Here is an 18,197-nt window from a genome sequence, read left to right on the forward strand (position 1 = left end):
CTTCTGTCGTTGCGTTTGCCGTCGCCGTGCCGGCCCATGCGCAGGAACGACTCTTCGACATACCCGCCCAGCCCGCCGTCCGTGCCATTCCCGAACTGGCCCGACAGGCACAAGTGCAGATCGTAGCCCCGGCCCGTGATCTGGCCGGCATCAACACGCCCGCAATCAAGGGGCGGATGGACGTGCGCGAAGCGTTGCGCCGCCTGATCGCAGACACGCCGCTGCGGGTTGGATCGGACGACGGCAATGTCATCACCCTGCGCTCGGCGCGCCCGGAAGCCAGCGTTGGCAATGGCATGGTGCGCGGCCGTGTGTTCAACACGGTCACCGGCGAATATCTGCGCAACGCGGAAATTCGCGTCGAAGGCACGCCGATCACCGTCTATTCGGAGGATAATGGCGAATTTCGTTTGTCCAACATTCCGGCCGGTGAAGCGACGATCGTCGTCAAATATACCGGCCTCCAGACCGAAAGACTGATCGCCACTGTCAGCCCGCGTGAAGTCGCGACGCTGGACGTGGCGTTGCGCGCACCGACCTTTGCGGGCTCTTCCGCCGACGACGGCTCGGCCATCACCGTCACCGCCCGGCGGGAGGGGCAGGCGGCCGCGATCATGGAACGCCGCGCTGCCACCAATGCCAAGACCGTGGTGGCCGCCGACAATTACGGCCTGCTGACCATGGGCGATGTCGGCGAATTCATGAAGCAGATGCCGGGCATCTCGCTCGACTATACCGAGGTTGATGCCACGGCGGTCCGCATTGGTGGTCTCGACCCCAAATATTCGACCTTCACCACCGACGGCGCCCGCATGGCGACGGCGACGTCCAACAACAATAATGGCCGTCAAAACAGTTTCGAGCAGATGTCGATCACCGGCATCGAGTCGATCGAGCTGAACAATACGCTGACCGCCCGCATGGATGCCGACGCGCCTGGCGGCGCGATCAACCTGCGCAGCAAATATGCGTTTCAGCTGAAGAAGCGCCAACTGCGCTTCCAGGTCGGCGGGGTCGGCACCTCGGATGCCGGGATCGGCGAAATCTATTTGCCCGACAATGACAAGCATGCCCGCATCTATCCGTCGGCCAGCCTCAACTATGGCGACGTGTTTCTGGAGGGGCGGCTCGGCGTCGCGCTGAGCGCAAGCTACAATGCCAATTATGTCCAGCAGGATCGCGTCCAGACCGACTGGTCCTATCTCGCCGATGGCCGGGTCATCCCCTATCAGGTCATGTGGCGTCCTGGCCCGAAGAAGACCAGCCGCACCGCCGCCAACCTATCGGTCGACTATAAATTCTCCGACGAACTCGCGCTGTCGTTGCGGGGCAGCTATTCCCTCTACGAGGTCGAATATTTCAACCAATATACCTATCTGATTTTCGGCACTTCGACCAAATCCTATGCCACGCCGGATTCGACCGGTACCCATATCGTCGTCAATCCCAATGGCACCAACACGCGGCTGCACACCCAATATTCGCATCGCTATGCCGGCACCCCGGCAATGCTGCTGGCACCCAAGCTCGAATATAAGAATGACGATTGGGAAGTCGCGCTGCGCGGCAGCTATTCCAGCTCGGAATTCAATTTTCGTGACAATTCCAAAGGCTTCTTCCAGCGCACCGACAGCTGGCTGACGCGGATCGGCTTTACGCTAGACCGGGAGTCGGATAGCTCGAATGCCTGGACGCTGCAGCAGACTGCCGGTCGGTCCTGGAGCGACCCGACCAGCTTCAACCGCGACGACGACATCGGCAACAATATCCGCACGGCTGAATCGGACGCCCGCAATGAAATGTATGGCGGCAATCTGGACATCAAGCGCAAGCTGTTCGTCGGCGACGTGCCGCTGACGCTGATGGCGGGGGCCGGCGCGCGGGTGAATGACTGGCGCACAAATGAGGGGTCTTATGACCAGTTCCAATATGTCGGCCCGAACGGCGATCTGAGCCAAAAGGACCCGGCCGCGGTCATTCCCTGGACCAATCGCTACCAGTTCGAGATCATCGGCTTCAACGCCGGTAACCTCAACGACCAGAATTGGCGCGCCGACAATAATTACGCGATGTACGACATCTACAAGGCGCATCCGGAATATTTCGTTGCCGATACGGTCGGCAATCTGAAGCGCGACCTCGACAACAACAAGCGGGTCAAGGAAGATATCTACGCCGCCTATGTCGAGGCGGAGGCGCGCGTTGGCAAGGCGACCTTTGACCTCGGCCTGCGCTACGAGAAGACCAGGACTGGCGCGCTGGTCGCCAATATCCGTCCGACCAGCGAGGTCGAGGCGGCAGGCTACAAGACCAACACGATCGAGGGGCTGCTCTACCAATATAATGGCGGTACCTATTCAACCCGCCATGGCGAATATGACGACTGGTTCCTGAGCGGGGGCATGAAATATGATTTCAGCCGCCGTCTGATCGGCCAGATCGCCTTCAGCCAGTCGATCCTGAGGCCCGACTATGGCAATCTGGGCGGCGTGGTGTCGGTCAATGACGATACACAGATCGTCAATGTACCCAATCCCCTGCTAAAGCCCGAACATTCGACCAAATATTTCGCCAGCCTTCAATATTATCTGGAGCCGTCGGGCATCATCGGCCTGTCCTATTATCGCCTCGACATGAAGGACATGCAGGTCACCGGAATCGAGGTCGATCCCGCCGCCGTCGGCTTCGATCCTGATGAGTATGCCGGCTACACATTCCGAAGCGCGCAGAATCTGCCGGGGACCAGCACCAATGAGGGGCTCATCTTCGAATATGACCAGCAGCTGACCTTTCTGCCGGGCATCCTCAAGGGGCTGGGTCTGCGCGGTTCCTTCACCCGTCTCTTCCCCGATGCCGAGCGTGTGAACACGCCGGAAAAATCGGCCAACTGGGGCCTACGCTACAGCTATGGGCCGTTCGACTTCCAGCTGACGGGCAACTGGCAGTCGCGATATCGGGTGAGTGCATTGAGCGCCACGCCGACCACCGCCAACAATGGCGTCCTTTATCATACCGATCGCCAGCTCTGGAATGTGAGCTTCAGCTACAAGCTGAGCCCCAATTTCGAGCTGAACGTCGCCGGCCGCAATATCTTCAATGCGCCCGACGTCATCTATTCCAACCTCGAAAGCCGGGTGCGCCAGTACAGCATCTACGGCTCGATGTGGAACATCGGCATCAAGGGCAGCTTCTGATCCTCCCCCACTGGACGGAGCGGCCTTGGGCAGCTCCGTCCCTTTCCAATCCCATCGAAAAGGCATCATAATGGTAATGCAAATCGACCGCCGCAGCATGATCCTGGGCGGCGCCTGGGGCGTTGGGGCGCTGGCGCTGCCTGCCGGCCGGGCGCTGGCAGCCGAACTGATCGGCGCGCGCGGCTTCACCCATGCGGTAGCCAGCGGCGAGCCGGGGGCGGATTCGATGCTGCTATGGACCCGCTATGTTCCTGCGAGCGATGTCGAGAGCGTGCGCCTCGACGTCGAAGTCGCGATCGATCCCGACTTCGCCCGGACCGTCGGCGGCGGCACGGTGCGCACCGGCGGCTATCGCGACTGGACAGCGAAAGTGACAATTGACGGGCTTCAGCCGGGCACGACCTACTGGTATCGCTTCGTCACGCCGGATGGCAGCAAATCGCCGGTCGGCCGCACCCGGACGTTGCCGCAAGGCGACGTGCAGCGCTTTGGCCTGGGCGTCTTTTCCTGTTCCAACCTGCCCTATGGCTGGTTCAACGCCTATGCCCATGCTGCGGCGCGCGACGATCTCGACCTGTGGCTGCATGTCGGCGACTATATCTACGAATATGGCAATGCGTCGGTACGGCCCGGTCAGGGCATCGTGGGGCGCACACTGATGCCCGACACGGAAATTCTGGCGATCGCCGACTATCGCCTGCGTTACGCTACCTATCGGGCTGACCCCGACCTCCAACGGCTGCACCAGATGGCGCCGATGGTTGCACTGTGGGACGATCATGAATCGGCCAATGACAGCTGGGAAGGCGGCGCCCAGAACCATCAGGCCGACAAGGAAGGCGACTGGAACATCCGCCGCGCCGCCGCAATGCAGGTCTATCGCGAATGGATGCCGGTGTCGGACGAGCCGTGGAAGGCCTATGATATCGGTACATTGGCGACGCTCTACCGCACAGAATCCCGCCTGCTCGCCCGTACGCGCCCGGCCGACATCACCGTCGCAGCCAGCGCGCTCGACGCGGACGCCGCGCTAAAAGCCTTTCATGATGGCATGTGGCAGGATCCATCGGCCACCATGTTGGGCAGCACCCAGGAAAGCTGGCTGGCCCACGCGTTCCGGGCGAACGCCCGCACCACCGCCTGGCAGATGGTCGGCATGGGGACGATCATCGGCCGTACGGTGATGCCGGCCAATGTCACCGACTGGCTCCGTCCCGACGCTAACGCCAAGCTGGTCCAACGCTATCGCAACAGCGTGCGCATGGCGCAAAATGGCCTGCCGATGTGGATGGACCGGTGGGACGGCTATCCCGCCGCCCGCTCGCGCCTGCTCCGGGCGGCACAGGCGGCCGACGCCGACCTCATCATGCTGGCGGGCGACAGCCACAATGCCTGGGCCTATGGCTTGGTGGAGGACGGCCAGCCCGCAGGCGTCGAATTTGCCGGACAGGCGGTCACGTCGGGTGGCATGGAGGGTGACCTGCACGGCGATCCGAAGGCGGTGGCGCGTGGCTTCGTCGCTGCCAATCCCGAACTCAAATGGGCCAACACGCATCAGCGAGGCTATATGATGATAGACATCAGCCCCGATCGGGTGACCGGGGAATGGCTGTTCCTCGATACGATCAAGGCGCGCAGCACGCGGATCGCCAGCACCCATCGCATGTCGGTCGAGCGCGGCCGCCGTGTCTTTAGCGCCTGATCAGGAGATTATGATGCGGTTCGCGATCGTTGCGCTACTGCTGCTTGGTTCTGGCCTGCCTGCTCACTCGGCGACGCCGTTTCCGCCTGCCGACCTGCCGCGCGAACAGGTCGCGGGCCCTTTCGCCTCGGGCCATGTTCAGGGTATCGCGGTCGATCGCAAGGGCGGCTTCATCTATTATTCCTTCACCGACATGCTCGCCAAATATGACTTTGAAGGCCGGCTCGTCGGCACACTGACCGGCTGGTCGGGGCATCTGGGCGACCTGGACTTCAACCCGGTCGACGGACGGGTCTATGGCTCGCTGGAATATGGCAAGCAGGACGCCTTCTATATCGCGATGATCGACGGGGCACGGATCGATCGGGTCGGCATGACGGTTGCCGGCACCGACCTGCTGCGCGCCGTCTATCTGCCCGAAGTGACGCGCGACTATGCCGCCGATCTCGATGGCGACGGCAAGGCGGATCATCGCTATGGCTGTTCAGGCATCGATGGCGTCGCTTTTGGCCCCGCCTTCGGCCGGAGCGACGGCCCGCTCTACCTGACCGTCGCTTACGGCATTTATGGCGACGTCGCCCGCAGCGACAATGATCATCAGGTCCTCCTGCAATATGACGCGACGGACTGGGGCCGAGAGGCGCAGCCGATTGACGAACAGGCACTGCACCATTCTGGCCCGACTACCCCTCGGGGCAAATATTTCGTCCTTACCGGCAACACCCGCTATGGCGTCCAGAACCTCGCCTATGATTCAAGCCTGCAACGCTGGTTCATGGGCGTCTATCAGGGTGCCAAACCCGACTGGCCCAATTATCTGCTGTTCGCGCTCGATGCCCGCAGCCGGCCACGTCGCCAGGCCTTGCAAGGCCTGGCTTCTCCTCAAGGCATGAATCCAGAAAAGGGCCTGCTACTGCCACTCGCTCAGGATGGGATTCATGATGTGAAGACGGGTGTGCGGGGGTGGTATCAGAAGGCCAATGTCGGAATACAGCCCTTGGGAGATGGCCTATACTATCTCGTCCAGAACGACGGTGTGCGCGGCGCGCAGTCCGCCGTTACGCGGTTGATGCATTGGACGGGCGCCTCTTCCAAGCCCTTTGAGACAATACCAATGGCCGATCGATGACGTGCTCACCCACTGGCGTTTGATGGAAGTACCCTTACCGCGCGCCGATATCTTGTATGCTTGCCAAGGACGACAACGACCCTGTGTGGACGGCCCTCCGTTGGCAAGGGTTTAGGAACTTTGCTCAGCTGGTTGGTGCGGCCATGTGTCCGACCTGTTTAGGCGGCTTTTTGATGCCGCTGGCCATAATGCCATTCGCGCGTCTCGGGCCCCGATCATTTGTACGCACTCGAAGTGCTGGGTCGATATGGGATCTCCCGATCCGGCGGTTTCAACCGGCTTGATGCATTAGTTCCGTTCTGCCCTTTCCAACCTCGTGGCGACCTGCCGTGCTTGCTTTATACAGCAACAGGCTCGCGGTAATGTTCGCCGCTAATCATCATCGCCCAGATAGTACGGGCCGTTTTGTTGGCGAGTGCAACGGCAGCGACCTTGATTTTGCGCCTGGCCAACAGTTGTACCAGCCAAGGCTTCTTGGCACCGCTACGTTCTATTTGTCTGATCACCGCCATTGCGCCGACAACCAACATTTGGCGCAGGTAGCGATTTCCTGCCTTGGTTATACCACCTAACCGCTCCTTCGTACCGCTTGAATTTTGCCGTGGTACCAGACCAATCCATGCAGCGAGGTTTCGTCCCGACCTGAATATCTTCGGTTCGGCGATAGTGGCGATGAACGCGCTAGCGAGTAGCGGACCTACACCGGGGATCTCCATCAAACGGCGGCCCATATCAGTCGCTCGTGCGCTTGCCAGAATTCTGCGATCATTCTCGAGAATTTGAACCTTCACCATACGCAGTTGAGTTGCGAGCATTTCCATGCAGTCGCGCACCTCACTGGAAATTCTCTGGTCTGCCGTATCCGCAATAATCTCAAGCAGCCGATCAATACCTCCGCGACCTGCTGGCGCAATGATACCAAACTCGGCCATCTGAGCCCGAAGTGCATTGGAAATCTGTGTCCGCTGTCGATTGAGGATCAGGCGGACCCGATGCAGAAGCATAGCTCCCTGCTGCTCGGGCGATTTAATCCCTACGAAACGCATGGTTGGTCGGGTCACTGCCTCGCAGATCGCTTCCGCATCGGCAGCGTCGTTCTTACCCCGTTTTACATAGGGCTTCACATACTGCGCAGGCATAAGCTTCACATTATGCCCCAAACCCATCAACTCACGCGCCCAGTAATGCGATGACGAACACGCCTCGATGCCGATCAAACACGGAGGCAGTTTCGCGAAGAACTTCAGCATGCGTCCGCGCGTCAATCGCTGGCGGAGGACTGCCATGCCATCAGCGTCAACTCCGTGCACCTGGAACACGCTCTTCGCCAGGTCCAGACCTATGGTCTTCACAGTTCCCATCGTGGCTCTCCTTCCGACTCATCCGCAGATCATCCTGCGGGTGGGGTGGAGGGCCGTCCACGTTATCATTTGTGGACGCTCTGCTTTTAATTTGTCATTCCGAACTGCTGACGGTCTCCTATAGGAGCGGCAGCAGTTGACTGAGCGATCACTAACCGGAGCGGGGGTGGCGTTGCATGAGGCAATGGCTGCCCCTCGACAAGATCGACGAGTTGATGGGTCGCTATCTCGGCCATCTCGCCAAATGGTCTTGCCACGGTGGTCAGCGCCGGCGTCAATAATTCTGCGACCAGGCTGCCGTCAAATCCGACAACGGAAAGCGGGCAGGGCACTGAAATGCGGCGTTCCGACGCAACCTTCAATATGCCTGCGGCCATGATGTCATTGGCGGCGAAAATGGCCGTGGGTAGCGGCGATAGGGACAGGAGCTGCTCGGCTGCTGCCACGCCGGAGGCCAAGCTGTAATCCCCCTCGATTTCATGGAGGAAGGCAACCCCATTCCGGTCGAGTGCTTCGATGAAGCCACGACGCCGTTCGATGGCGGATATCATGGTCTGGGGGCCAGTGACCATCGCGATCCGCTGGTGGCCGAGGGCAACCAGATAATCCGCGACAGCACCGGCCGCATCGGCTTCGCGGGACAATATGACGCTGCCATAGCCATCGATCGGCACGGCTGAGAGCGCCACGGCGGCAACCTGTTCGGCTTGCAAGGCCTGGGGCAAGCCAATGATGCCGGACACGGGCGGCAGCACGATCAGGCCATCGATGCGAGACCTGCGGGCGAAGGCAAGCACATCCTCGATCGCGCCTTCTTCTTCCAGCGGCGTGGAATGGCAGATGACCTCATAGCCACGCCGTGTCGCTTCTCGTCCGACGCCGCGTTGCACGGTGTCCAGGACCAGAGCGTTGCGATCATTATGGACGATGCCGATCAGGAAGGAGCGGCCCTTGGCCAAGGCTCTTGCGCGCAGGCTCGGCCTGAAGTTCAGCGCAGCAATAGCCTGTTCAATGCGTCCGCGGGTGTCGTCACTGACCCGCGGCGAATTGTTGAGGACGCGCGAAACCGTGCGGATCGAAACGCCGGCGCGATCCGCGACGTCAGAAATGGTTGGCTCATGGCCATTATTGAACGAAGCATTGCTATTCATGGTCGGACGCTATGCTGACTGGTTGCTTCTGTCACGCGCTACCATCACGCCCATCTATTTGGCTTGACGTGCGGGTTGGAGAGGCATAATCCACGGCCATCAATGATAGCGCTAACGAAAGCGTGTCGAGCAATTTACGGCGGAGCAGGTCAAGGCTCCAACTGGTCATTGCAAGAAAGAAGGGGAGGATCGAATGAAGCAGATACAATCGTTGCGCGTGCGTTTCCTGACGGGAGCCGCGCTTATTTTTTGTCCGATTGTGCCAGCGCTGGCACAGCAGCAAAATTCCGCCGAAACGCCGGCTGTCACTGCTGCCGAGCAGCCGCAGGGCGGTTCGGATAGCGCAACCGCAGACATCGTCGTCACCGGATCGCGCATCGCACGCAATGGCTTCGATGCCTCGACCCCGGTCAGCGTGGTCGGCTCCGAAGACATCAAGCTCTCGGGCAATGTGAACGTCGAAAAGACGCTGGCGCAGTTGCCGCAGGTGGTCGGCTCGCAATTGGGTAGCGCGACCTCGAATACCGTTCCCGGCGGCTTTGCCGACGTCAACCTGCGTGGCTTTGGTTCGACCCGCAATCTGGTGCTGGTCAATGGGCGGCGCTATGCCATTTATGGTCCGGAGCAGGTTACCGATCTCAACACGATCCCGTCGAGCCTGATTGCGCGCACGGAAATCGTGACGGGTGGTTCGTCGGCCGTCTACGGCTCCGATGCCATCACCGGCGTCGTCAACTTCATCATGCGCGACGATTTCGAAGGCGTGGAAGCGCGCGCCCAGCTTAACATGGATCGCCCCACCGGCACGCCCGTCTACACCGTCGACCTGACGATGGGCGGCAATTTTGCCGACGGGCGTGGCAATCTGGTTGTGTCGGGCAACTATCTCAAGCGCAACTCGATTACGCGCGGGCAGCGCGGCAGCTTTGCCTATGACTCGCTCAACGATGGATGCATCGTGCCGGGCAGCGGCGGCCATGACCGGGCCGGCACGCCCTTCACGCCGGCCTCCGGCCTGGGCTGTGTCGCGGGCGGCGGCGAGCTTGGCTTCGTCGCCGGCGGCAGCGGCGATATCCCCAATGGACGCTTTTCCGGTATCCCGGCGGCGGGGGGCTCCAATGCGGCGCTCAATGCCGCCTATGCCAATGCCGGCCTTTCGGCGATGACGTCGCGCGGCTTCACCTTCAACGATGAAGGCACGGCCGCCCGGCCACAGATCACGCCGCAGGATGATTTCAATCTGGGGCCCGACAATTATCTGATCCAGCCGCAGAAGCGCTGGATGATCAACAGCTTCGGCCATTATGATTTCACCGATGATATCACCGGCTATATGGAGCTTCACTATAGCGGCAATGTGGTGAATGCCCGGCTGGCGCCGACCAATGTCGGGTCGCCCACCTTGTTCGACGTCAATAATCCCTATCTGACGCCGCAGTTGCAGGAAGTGCTCCGTCAGCTTGACCTGGCCGAAACCGGGACGACCACCGTCACCAGCGGTACCGCGACGCGGACGACGACCGCAGGGGACGGCCTGGCGGTCCTGACCGCCGGCCGGCGCTATCGCGAGGTGGGGCCGCGATTGGCCAGCGAACGGCGCAACGTGTTCCGTGGCGCCTGGGGCTTCAAGGGTAATCTGGGCAGCGTGTCGGACAATGTCCTGACCGATCTCAAGTTCGACGCCTATTATACCTATGCCCGCAGCGAAGACACGCTGCTGCTGCAGAACGCGATTTCGCGTAGCCGGCTGCAGGCGGCATTGTTGTCGGTCAATGGCGCTGCTCCGGTCTGCAACATCTTCGGCCAGAATATTTCCGAAGCCTGCGCGAGTGCGATCCGCATCAACGCCACCAACTCGACCATCGCCACCCAGCAGGTCGCGCAGGCGAGCGTGACCGGCACCTTGTTCCAGCTCCCCGCCGGTCCAGTCGGTTTCTCCAGCGGCTATGAATGGCGCAAGACCAGTGCAACTTTCACGCCGGACTCCTTCCTGGCCTCGGGCGACGTCGCCGGTTTCAATCCCGGCCTGCCGACGAAGGGCAGCGTGTCGGTGAACGAGATTTTCGGCGAATTGCGCGTGCCGTTGATCCACGATACGCCGTTCATGGAGAGCCTGGTTGCCAATGGCGGCTTCCGCTATTCCGACTATAGCCTGTCCGGCATTGGCGGTCAGTGGACCTATCTGGGCGGGCTCGACTGGCGGGTGAACCGCGATCTGGCCTTCCGCGGCCAGTATCAGCGGGCGATCCGTGCGCCCAATGTGAACGAACTTTATGGTGGTGTGACCCGCGTGGTCGGTGTCGCGACCGATCCTTGTTCCTCGCGCGCTTCGGCGGCGCAGCGGACCGATGCCGTCCGCGCGGTCTGCATCGCGACGGGCGTTCCAGCTGGCGCGGTCTTCACCGATGCGGTCCAGCCCAACAACATCATGCCGGCGGACTTTGGCGGCAACGTCAATCTGGGCGCGGAAAAGTCCGACACGTTCACCGTCGGCGCCGTGTTCACGCCCAGCTTCGCGCCCAAACTCTATTTCAGCGTCGATTATTTCAATATCTCGCTGGACGGCGCGATCTCGTCGTTGGGCGGTGGTCTGCAGAACACGCTCAACCTCTGCTATACCGTCATTCAGGACGCCAATAGCGAGTTCTGCCGGGCGATCGTGCGCAATCCCAATACGGGCGAGATCAACGATCCCTATGTGGCGCAAATCCGCAACGCCAATACCGGCAAGCTCAAGACGTCGGGCATCGACTTTGCGATGCGCTATTCTTTCGACGTCGGTTTCGGCTTTCCGGGTCTGGGCAGCACCAGCTCGTTCGATATCAGCAGCAACCTGACCTATCTGGACGAGTTCACGTCCACGCCGGTCGCGGCGTTGCCCGACATCAAGAATGAATGTGCCGGTGCCTATGGCCCGACCTGCGGGCAGCCGCTGCCGCGCTGGCGGGCGACGTCGCGCATCACCTGGAATGTTGAGGATCTGAGCCTCAGCCTGCGGCATCGCTATATCGGCAAGGTCACGACCGACCGTTATGTCGTACCGCATCGTCAGGGGGCGGCGAACGCGCCGAGCCTCGACAGCTTTGCCTATCCGGTGCTGAACGATCAGAATTATTTCGACCTGTCGTTCAACTACAAGCTGCGTGAGGGGATGGAGATTTTCGGCGGCGCGAACAACATGTTCAACAACAAGCCGCCGGTTACCACCCAGGGGCCGAATGCGAACACCTTCTCGGCGACCTATGATGTGCTGGGGACCGAGTTCTTCATCGGCGCATCGCTGAAATTCTGAGGATGAGACAGGAGGGCGGGGACAGTTGGACTATTCCCGCCTTCATCATGACAAGGGGATGGATGATGGGTTTTGACCGGCGGAGCTTCCTGCAGGGCGGCGCATTGGCAGGCATGGCCGGGATCGCGCAACCGGCTTTTGCCGCGTCCGGTGCGGGCCTGGGATCGGCTGCCGGGGCCGTTGGCGGGATCGTCGATGTCCGCCAGTTCGGCGCCAAGGGCGACGGCACGGCGATCGATAGCGGCGCGATCAACAAGGCGATCGATCATGTCGCAGGGCTGGGCGGCGGGACCGTCTATTTCCCGGCCGGCTCCTATGCCAGCTATACGATCCGGATGAAGAGCCGGGTCACGCTGTTCCTGGCGGACGGCGCTGTCCTGCTGGCCGCCGCGCCGACCGACACGCAAGGCTATGACCATGCCGAACCGATCGGGGAGTGGGGGGCCTATCAGGATTTCGGGCACAGCCATTGGCGCAACAGCTTGATCTGGGGCGAGGGGCTGAACGACATCGCGATCCTTGGTCCGGGGCTGATCTGGGGCAAGGGGCTGGGCCGGGGGGACGGCAAGGATAATTGGCTCAAGGATCCGACCGGTCCCGGTACCGGCAACAAGGCGATCGCGCTCAAAAATTGTCGCAACGTTCTGTTGCGCGACATCAGGATATTGGAGGGCGGCTGGTTCGCATTGCTTGCCACGGGGGTCGATAATCTCACCATCGACAATGTGCTGGTAGACACCAACCGCGACGGGTTCGACATTGATTGCTGCCGCAATGTGCGGATCAGCAATTGCACCGTCAATTCCCCGTGGGATGACGGCATCTGTCCCAAGAGCAGCTATGCGCTGGGCCATCCCCGCATTACCGAAAATCTCACCATTTCCGACTGTTTCGTGACCGGCAATTATGAAGTCGGGTCGGTGCTGGATGGTAGCTGGCGCAAGATGCCGCCATCCTTCGCGCCCAAGATCCACGGCCGGATCAAGTTCGGCACCGAATCCAATGGCGGCTTCCGCAACATCACGATCAGCAACTGCATCTTCGAGGATAGCCGGGGGCTGGCGTTCGAGACGGTCGACGGGGCGGTGGTCGAGGATGTGACGGTCAGCAATATCACGATGCGGGGTATCATCGATGCGCCGCTGTTCCTGCGGCTGGGCAAGCGGATGCGTGGGCCTGCGGGCGTGCCGATTGGCACGATGAAGCGCATCCTCATCCAGAATGTGGTGAGTTCGGGCGCCAATATGCTGCCGTCGGTGATTGCGGGGCTGATCGATCACCCGATCGAGGATGTCTCGATTGCCGACTGTCATTTCCAGCATGTCGGTGGTGCGCCGGCGGCGATGGCCAAGGTGCGCCCGCCCGAAGCCGAATTGGCCTATCCCGAAGCGACGATGTTCGGCGATCTGCCCGCCACTGGCTTCTTTGTCCGCCATGCGCGCAATATCCGTTTCAGCAATGTCGAGGTGGCGGTGGCCGCGCCCGATCCGCGTGCGGCCTTCCGGCTGGAGGATGTGCAGGATGCCGACTTTGTCGGCCTGCGCGCACCACGCGGCACGACCTGGTCGCTTGACCGGGTCACTGGCTTCCGCAGCAGCGGTGCGCGCTGGATTGGGGACCGCCGGAGCGACGGCCCGCTGTCCGGCGATTTTTAACTTCTGCGGTCTGGTGCGGCGGCGAAAGCCGCCGCGATCGCATCGCGGAACGGCTTGGGGTGAAAATCGGCATCGAAGGGGCAGGGCCGCTTGGCCATGCCGTCGGGCCGCAGCCGCATGCCGCTGAGCCAGCTATAGCGGTCGGACAGGCCCCAGCACATCACCGTCTTCGTCTGGGGGTAGGATAGCATCAGGTCGAGATAGGCCTTGGCATGGGCAGCGACCTGCGCGTCGCGCGGACGGATGGCGCCGGGCAGCGGATTGTCATGCACGTCCATTTCCGTGACGAGCAGGCCAAGGCCCATGCCGGTGACCTGATCCAGGAAGCGGCGGAAGGCGGGCTCATCCAACGACCCTAGCCCCGTCGGCGTATCGCTGAACTTGCTGCCGAGATGGCTTTGTATGCCGAGAGCATCGACGGGCGTGCCACGCTTGCGCATCTGTTCCAGCAGGCGCAGCACCGCATCCCGATGCACGCCCTCGTCTGCGCGCCAGCCCATATAGTCATTATAGACCAATTGGGCCTTGGGCGCTGCCGCGCGCGCGGTGCGAAAGGCGATGTCGATAGTCTCGAACGCGCCGATATGCCGGGACAAAGCGGTGTCGCGCAGCGCCCCGGTTTCGGAATCGATCGCTTCGTTGACGACATCGAAGCTGTCGATCCGGTCGGCATAGCGGCCGGCGACCGTGGCGACATGGTCGGTCAGCAGCCGTTCCGCTTCTGCTCTGGGATTGGGGCCATAATCATGCTCCGCCACCCATTGCGGCATCCATCGCTCGCTGTGCCACAACAAGGTGTGGCCGCGCACGCCAAGGCCGTTGGCACCAGCCCAATCGACGATCCGGTCGGCGGCGCGAAAGTCGAAATGCTGCGCATCGGGACGCGTGATCGACCATTTCATTTCATTTTCCGGCACGACCAGCGCGCATTGCGCGGCATTGAGCGCGCGATAGCCGGGGTCGGCGAAATTATCCTTGCCGACCGTGCTGCCGAAGCGGATGCCCTTGGCGGCGCCCAGCGCAGCGAGGGAGTTTGCCGATCGTGCCGAGGCAGGAATCGGCAGGGCCAGGGCAGCGGCGCCCGCGATCAGGCTGCGGCGGTCGATCACCCGGTTCACAGCGTCACTCGTTCATTGGCGTGCAGGGTCAGTTGGCGGACAGACTGTCCCGTCAGGCGCAGGCGGATCGTCTGGGCCTGTGGCTCGATACCGATCAGATGGCGCGGCTTGCCCTGCTTGTCGGTGACGAGGCGCGCGGCCCCGCCTTCGATCCGGCCGATTTCTGCGCCCGCAAGGTTAAGGTCGGCGCCGCCGGCACGATAGGCCATGGCGGCACTGCGCCCTGCATCGGTCGGCATCGACAGGCGGGTGGCCTGCGCCGCTTCATGGCCGGGGCGGACATTCCAGTGCAGGTCGTCGGCTTCCTCGCAGACGCCGACAAGCCGCCAGCTATAATCGACCATCACCAGCGCGGCGGGGGAGTAGCCGGCGGCCTCGGCATGGGTGAAGGCGCCGGTACGCGGGTCCATCTGCTGGCGGAAGGTCATGTCGCGGATCAGCGCTGCGCACCAGGGATTCATCATCTGGCTGAACTCGGCGGTGCGGCCATAATGGTCGAACCAGCGGCCGGCGCGCAATGCCGTCAGCGCCTGGGTGGCGCCGCCCCAGCTGTTGGCCGGGATTGATCCGACAAAGGCAGGGTCGTCCATTGCCACCGACGTCAGCGGATAGGGTGCCCAGAAGGCTGCCGGATTATGCAGTTGCCGGGTCCAGAGCATGTCGAACAGCGCCTGGTCGGGCACATGTTCGCCGCAGACGCGCGAGAGAATGTCGGAACGCACGCGCACGAAATCGCCCTTGGCATCCAGATCGTAGAAGGCCGCATCTTCCGGCACATAGAGTTTGGAAAGGATCAGGCCGCGAATATGCTCGGCCTGCGCTGCCCAGCGGTCGGCCTCGCTGGTCTTGCCGAGCTCCTTTGCCATTTCGGCCAAGGCCCTGCGCCCGCCATAAACGGTTGCGGACAGGTCCGGGCACAGACGGGGCAGGGTGGCGATGGGGTGATGGGTGCGGGCATCCTTGTTCGGGCACTGGTTGGGCATGCCGGCCCAGCGCGGGCTGTTGTCATGGCCGGTGTCATAGGTGCAAAATCCTTCGACCAGTCCGGTGCCGCGTATATTGCGATAGCGCATCAGCCAGCCATCCCAGGCCGAACAGGCGCGGTAGCTGGCCTCCAGCAGCGCGCTGTCGCCGGTCGCCCGCGCCAGTTCCCAGGCGGTGGCAGCGATCGGCACGACCATCTGGATCTGGCCAAAGCCGGTTTCGACAATCTTGTTGTTGGCGGGCAACTGGCCGTCCGCCCGCTGCAATTCGAAAAAGGTCATATGGCTGTTACGGGCCACGTCCGGCCGGAACTTGCGATAGACCAGTGCCTCGTGCGGTCCGCATTCCTGCCAGATGCCCTGATAGACGGCGCCTTCGATCAGCACCGGCTTGCTAACATAGGGCATGACCTGAACGTTGGCGGCCAGTACTTCCAGCGCCTTGTCATAGGCCGCCTGCCAAAGACGGTTGGCGGTGCTGAAGCGCGGCGTGTCGGCGGCAGGCCCCGCATAGGCCATACGACTTGTGCCAGCGCTGGCAAGGGCGCTCGTGGCGGTGAGCAGGAAGGAACGTCGATCCATTTAATTTCCCCTGGAAACTGGCGTTATGGCGCGGCAGGCGCGGGATGATCGACCCGGACCCAGTCAACGTCGATAGAACCGTCGGGCTTGCCGCGCGTGAAGGTGAACAGCCCCGGTCGGGATCCCTTCCACCAGGAAAAGCGCGCGAGGGCGATGGCGTCGCCGAACGGCTGGAATGCGCGGCCGTCGAGACTGTAGCTGTAACGGACCATCTGGTCTTCGCTGACCTCCGCCCGCAATTCGACGGAGGAGCCGGTGAGGGCTGGGCCGGTGGTTTCGTCCCCGGCTGACGCCAGAGTCAGATGCGACTGCCCATCCTGCCGGACGATGCCGATCCAGCTTGGCTTTACGCCGAACAGGGTAAGCCCCGCCCGCTGGCCATCGGTCATCCGGCCGATCTCGATCCGGGTCGTGATCCGGCTGCTCGGTCCCTGCAATATCTGGGTCAGCGTGTTGCGGGCAGTCACCAGATGGTCGGCGGGCAGGGCTTGGAGACGCAGGAAACCGGGGCGTGTGGTAAGGCTCCAGGCACGGTTGTCCGGATTATGGTTCCATTCCCATTGTGGCCCCAGTTTCGCGCTGCCGAATGCGTCCGTGTCCTGGAGCCGATCCTTCGTTAGGGGCGATCCCGTGTACGGCATGGCATGACGCTCGACCGGCTGGCCGACATCACTGCCAGGGCGCAGGTCGCCGATCACCGGCCAGTCATCGACCCATTTGAGCGGTTCCAGATAGGTGATGCGGCCAAAGGCGCCGCTGCTGTTGAAATGGATGAACCAGCCCTGGCCCGACGGCGTTTCGACCCAGCCACCCTGATGTGGCCCTTGCAGAGCGCTGCTGCCCTGGGCCAGCACGGTTTTCGCTTCATAGGGGCCGCGAATGTCGCGCGCGCGCAGAGCGGCCTGCGCGCCCTTCTCCACGCCGCCATAGGGCGCGAAGATATAATAATAGCCGTTGCGTTTGTAGAATTTGGGGCCTTCCAGGATCGGCAGCTTCTGCTTGTCCTCGACGATCACCGTTCCCCCATCGAGCACGCTCTTGCCGTCCGCGCTCATACGATGGAGGATCAATGGCCCGGCGCCATGGCGGGAATGGACCAGCCAGGCCTGGGCATCATCGTCCCAGAAGGGACAGGGGTCTTCCAGCATCGGCTGGTCGATCACCTTGACCGGCGCGCTCCAGGGGCCTTCCGCCTTGCTGGCGGTGGCCATGAAGATGCCCTCGTCCGGCGTCGCCCAATAGACGTAGAACAGGCCGGCATGATGGCGGATCGACGGCGCCCAGACGCCGCCGGCATAGCGCGTGCCGCCGATCGGCTTGGAAATCGCGTCGGTCAGGCTGTGGGGGCCGGGCATGTCATATTCGGGCGCGAACGGCAGGCGCGGCAAGACATGGCCAAGGATCGACCAGTGGACCAGGTCGCGGGAATGGAGGATCGGGATGCCGGGCGAGAAATGGAAGCTCGATGCCACCATATAATAATCCTGTCCGACGCGAATGACGTCGGGGTCGGAATAATCGGCGTAGAGGATGGGGTTGACGTATGTCGATGCGGAGGGTGACGCCTCCGCCCCGGCACCAGTGGCGCAAATCAGAGATGCAGCGCATAACAGTCTTGCCAGCATTCCGCCTTGAAGCGGCATCAGATATCCCTCCTGTCGGCAAGGCTTTAGAATGGGCTTTGCTCGTTGATGGACTGATTGTGCTTGGAAGAGTGCCGTAACGCAACCATTTTTAGATAGCGCTACCATTGTCTAGGTACGTTTTCACCACGATCATTTGTTCGATGTTGATATGCTGCCAGTTTCGCCCCTTCCCGGCCGTTCAACCACCAATTTTTCTTTCCCACGTGCAGCCCGTCCGCTTTTCCTTTCCGGATGCCCGAGACTTGCCAGTTTCGGCTGCCCCTTATCAGCAAGGATTTGCTACCGTTAGGCTCCGCTGGGCATTAGAAATGCTCGACCACCGGCACAAATAGACGGCTCCAAGGCTTTGCTCATCGCGGGAAGGGAGTTGGCCAAGCGCCAGAG

General features: G+C 61.9%; 10 protein-coding genes. 5 read left to right on the forward strand and 5 right to left on the reverse strand.

Going from position 1 to position 18,197, the window contains the following annotated elements; all coding sequences use genetic code 11:
* The first annotated feature begins 26 nt into the window (after nucleotides 1-26).
* From VHN57_RS26385 to VHN57_RS26395, 3 genes are all read left to right on the forward strand, one after another.
* The gene (locus VHN57_RS26385; protein ID WP_202968884.1) at nucleotides 27-3,194 is read left to right on the forward strand and encodes an outer membrane beta-barrel protein; all 3,168 of its coding nucleotides are present in this window, start codon (nucleotides 27-29) and stop codon (nucleotides 3,192-3,194) included.
* Between the two features lie 70 nt (nucleotides 3,195-3,264).
* Nucleotides 3,265-4,896 carry an alkaline phosphatase D family protein gene (locus tag VHN57_RS26390; protein WP_069335663.1) on the forward strand — a complete coding sequence of 544 codons (1,632 nt, stop codon included), beginning with the start codon at nucleotides 3,265-3,267 and terminating at the stop codon, nucleotides 4,894-4,896.
* Between the two features lie 10 nt (nucleotides 4,897-4,906).
* Nucleotides 4,907-6,025, forward strand: coding sequence for a hypothetical protein (locus VHN57_RS26395; protein WP_081331581.1), 1,119 nt, complete (start codon nucleotides 4,907-4,909; stop codon nucleotides 6,023-6,025).
* A 338-nt stretch (nucleotides 6,026-6,363) separates the two neighbouring features.
* Here the strand turns inward: VHN57_RS26395 and VHN57_RS26400 are convergent, their stop codons facing one another.
* Together VHN57_RS26400 and VHN57_RS26405 are read right to left on the reverse strand one after the other, a co-directional pair.
* Nucleotides 6,364-7,386, reverse strand: a complete 1,023-nt coding sequence (locus VHN57_RS26400) for an IS110 family RNA-guided transposase (RefSeq protein ID WP_423286461.1) — start codon at nucleotides 7,384-7,386, stop codon at nucleotides 6,364-6,366.
* 86 nt (nucleotides 7,387-7,472) lie between these two features.
* Nucleotides 7,473-8,537: a LacI family DNA-binding transcriptional regulator gene (locus tag VHN57_RS26405; RefSeq protein ID WP_069335662.1), complete on the reverse strand. Its 1,065-nt coding sequence runs from the start codon at nucleotides 8,535-8,537 to the stop codon at nucleotides 7,473-7,475.
* A gap of 193 nt (nucleotides 8,538-8,730) precedes the next feature.
* Here VHN57_RS26405 and VHN57_RS26410 point away from each other — a divergent pair, with 193 nt between their 5' ends.
* Both VHN57_RS26410 and VHN57_RS26415 read left to right on the forward strand, forming a co-directional pair.
* Nucleotides 8,731-11,829 carry a TonB-dependent receptor domain-containing protein gene (locus tag VHN57_RS26410; RefSeq protein WP_069335661.1) on the forward strand — a complete coding sequence of 1,033 codons (3,099 nt, stop codon included), beginning with the start codon at nucleotides 8,731-8,733 and terminating at the stop codon, nucleotides 11,827-11,829.
* A gap of 65 nt (nucleotides 11,830-11,894) precedes the next feature.
* Nucleotides 11,895-13,484, forward strand: coding sequence for a rhamnogalacturonidase (locus tag VHN57_RS26415; protein WP_069335660.1), 1,590 nt, complete (start codon nucleotides 11,895-11,897; stop codon nucleotides 13,482-13,484).
* Here the strand turns inward: VHN57_RS26415 and VHN57_RS26420 are convergent.
* The 3 genes from VHN57_RS26420 to VHN57_RS26430 are packed head-to-tail and all read right to left on the reverse strand — an operon-like array spanning nucleotide 13,481 to nucleotide 17,810.
* The gene (locus tag VHN57_RS26420) at nucleotides 13,481-14,602 is read right to left on the reverse strand and encodes an endo-1,4-beta-xylanase (RefSeq protein ID WP_069335659.1); all 1,122 of its coding nucleotides are present in this window, start codon (nucleotides 14,600-14,602) and stop codon (nucleotides 13,481-13,483) included. The two genes, VHN57_RS26415 and VHN57_RS26420, sit on opposite strands and share 4 nt — an antisense overlap.
* A complete protein-coding gene (locus VHN57_RS26425) occupies nucleotides 14,599-16,167 on the reverse strand; it encodes an MGH1-like glycoside hydrolase domain-containing protein (RefSeq protein WP_069335658.1) in 1,569 nt (522 codons plus the stop codon). Before VHN57_RS26425 ends, VHN57_RS26420 begins: the two co-directional genes overlap by 4 nt.
* Before the next feature lie 23 nt (nucleotides 16,168-16,190).
* Nucleotides 16,191-17,810 (reverse strand): glycoside hydrolase family 43 protein, encoded by a 1,620-nt coding sequence (locus VHN57_RS26430; RefSeq protein ID WP_423286464.1) that lies wholly within the window; start codon nucleotides 17,808-17,810, stop codon nucleotides 16,191-16,193.
* Between the last annotated feature and the right edge of the window lie 387 nt (nucleotides 17,811-18,197).

The organism is Sphingobium salicis subsp. salicis (assembly GCF_049472635.1).
In the GTDB taxonomy this organism is placed as follows: domain Bacteria; phylum Pseudomonadota; class Alphaproteobacteria; order Sphingomonadales; family Sphingomonadaceae; genus Sphingobium; species Sphingobium yanoikuyae_A.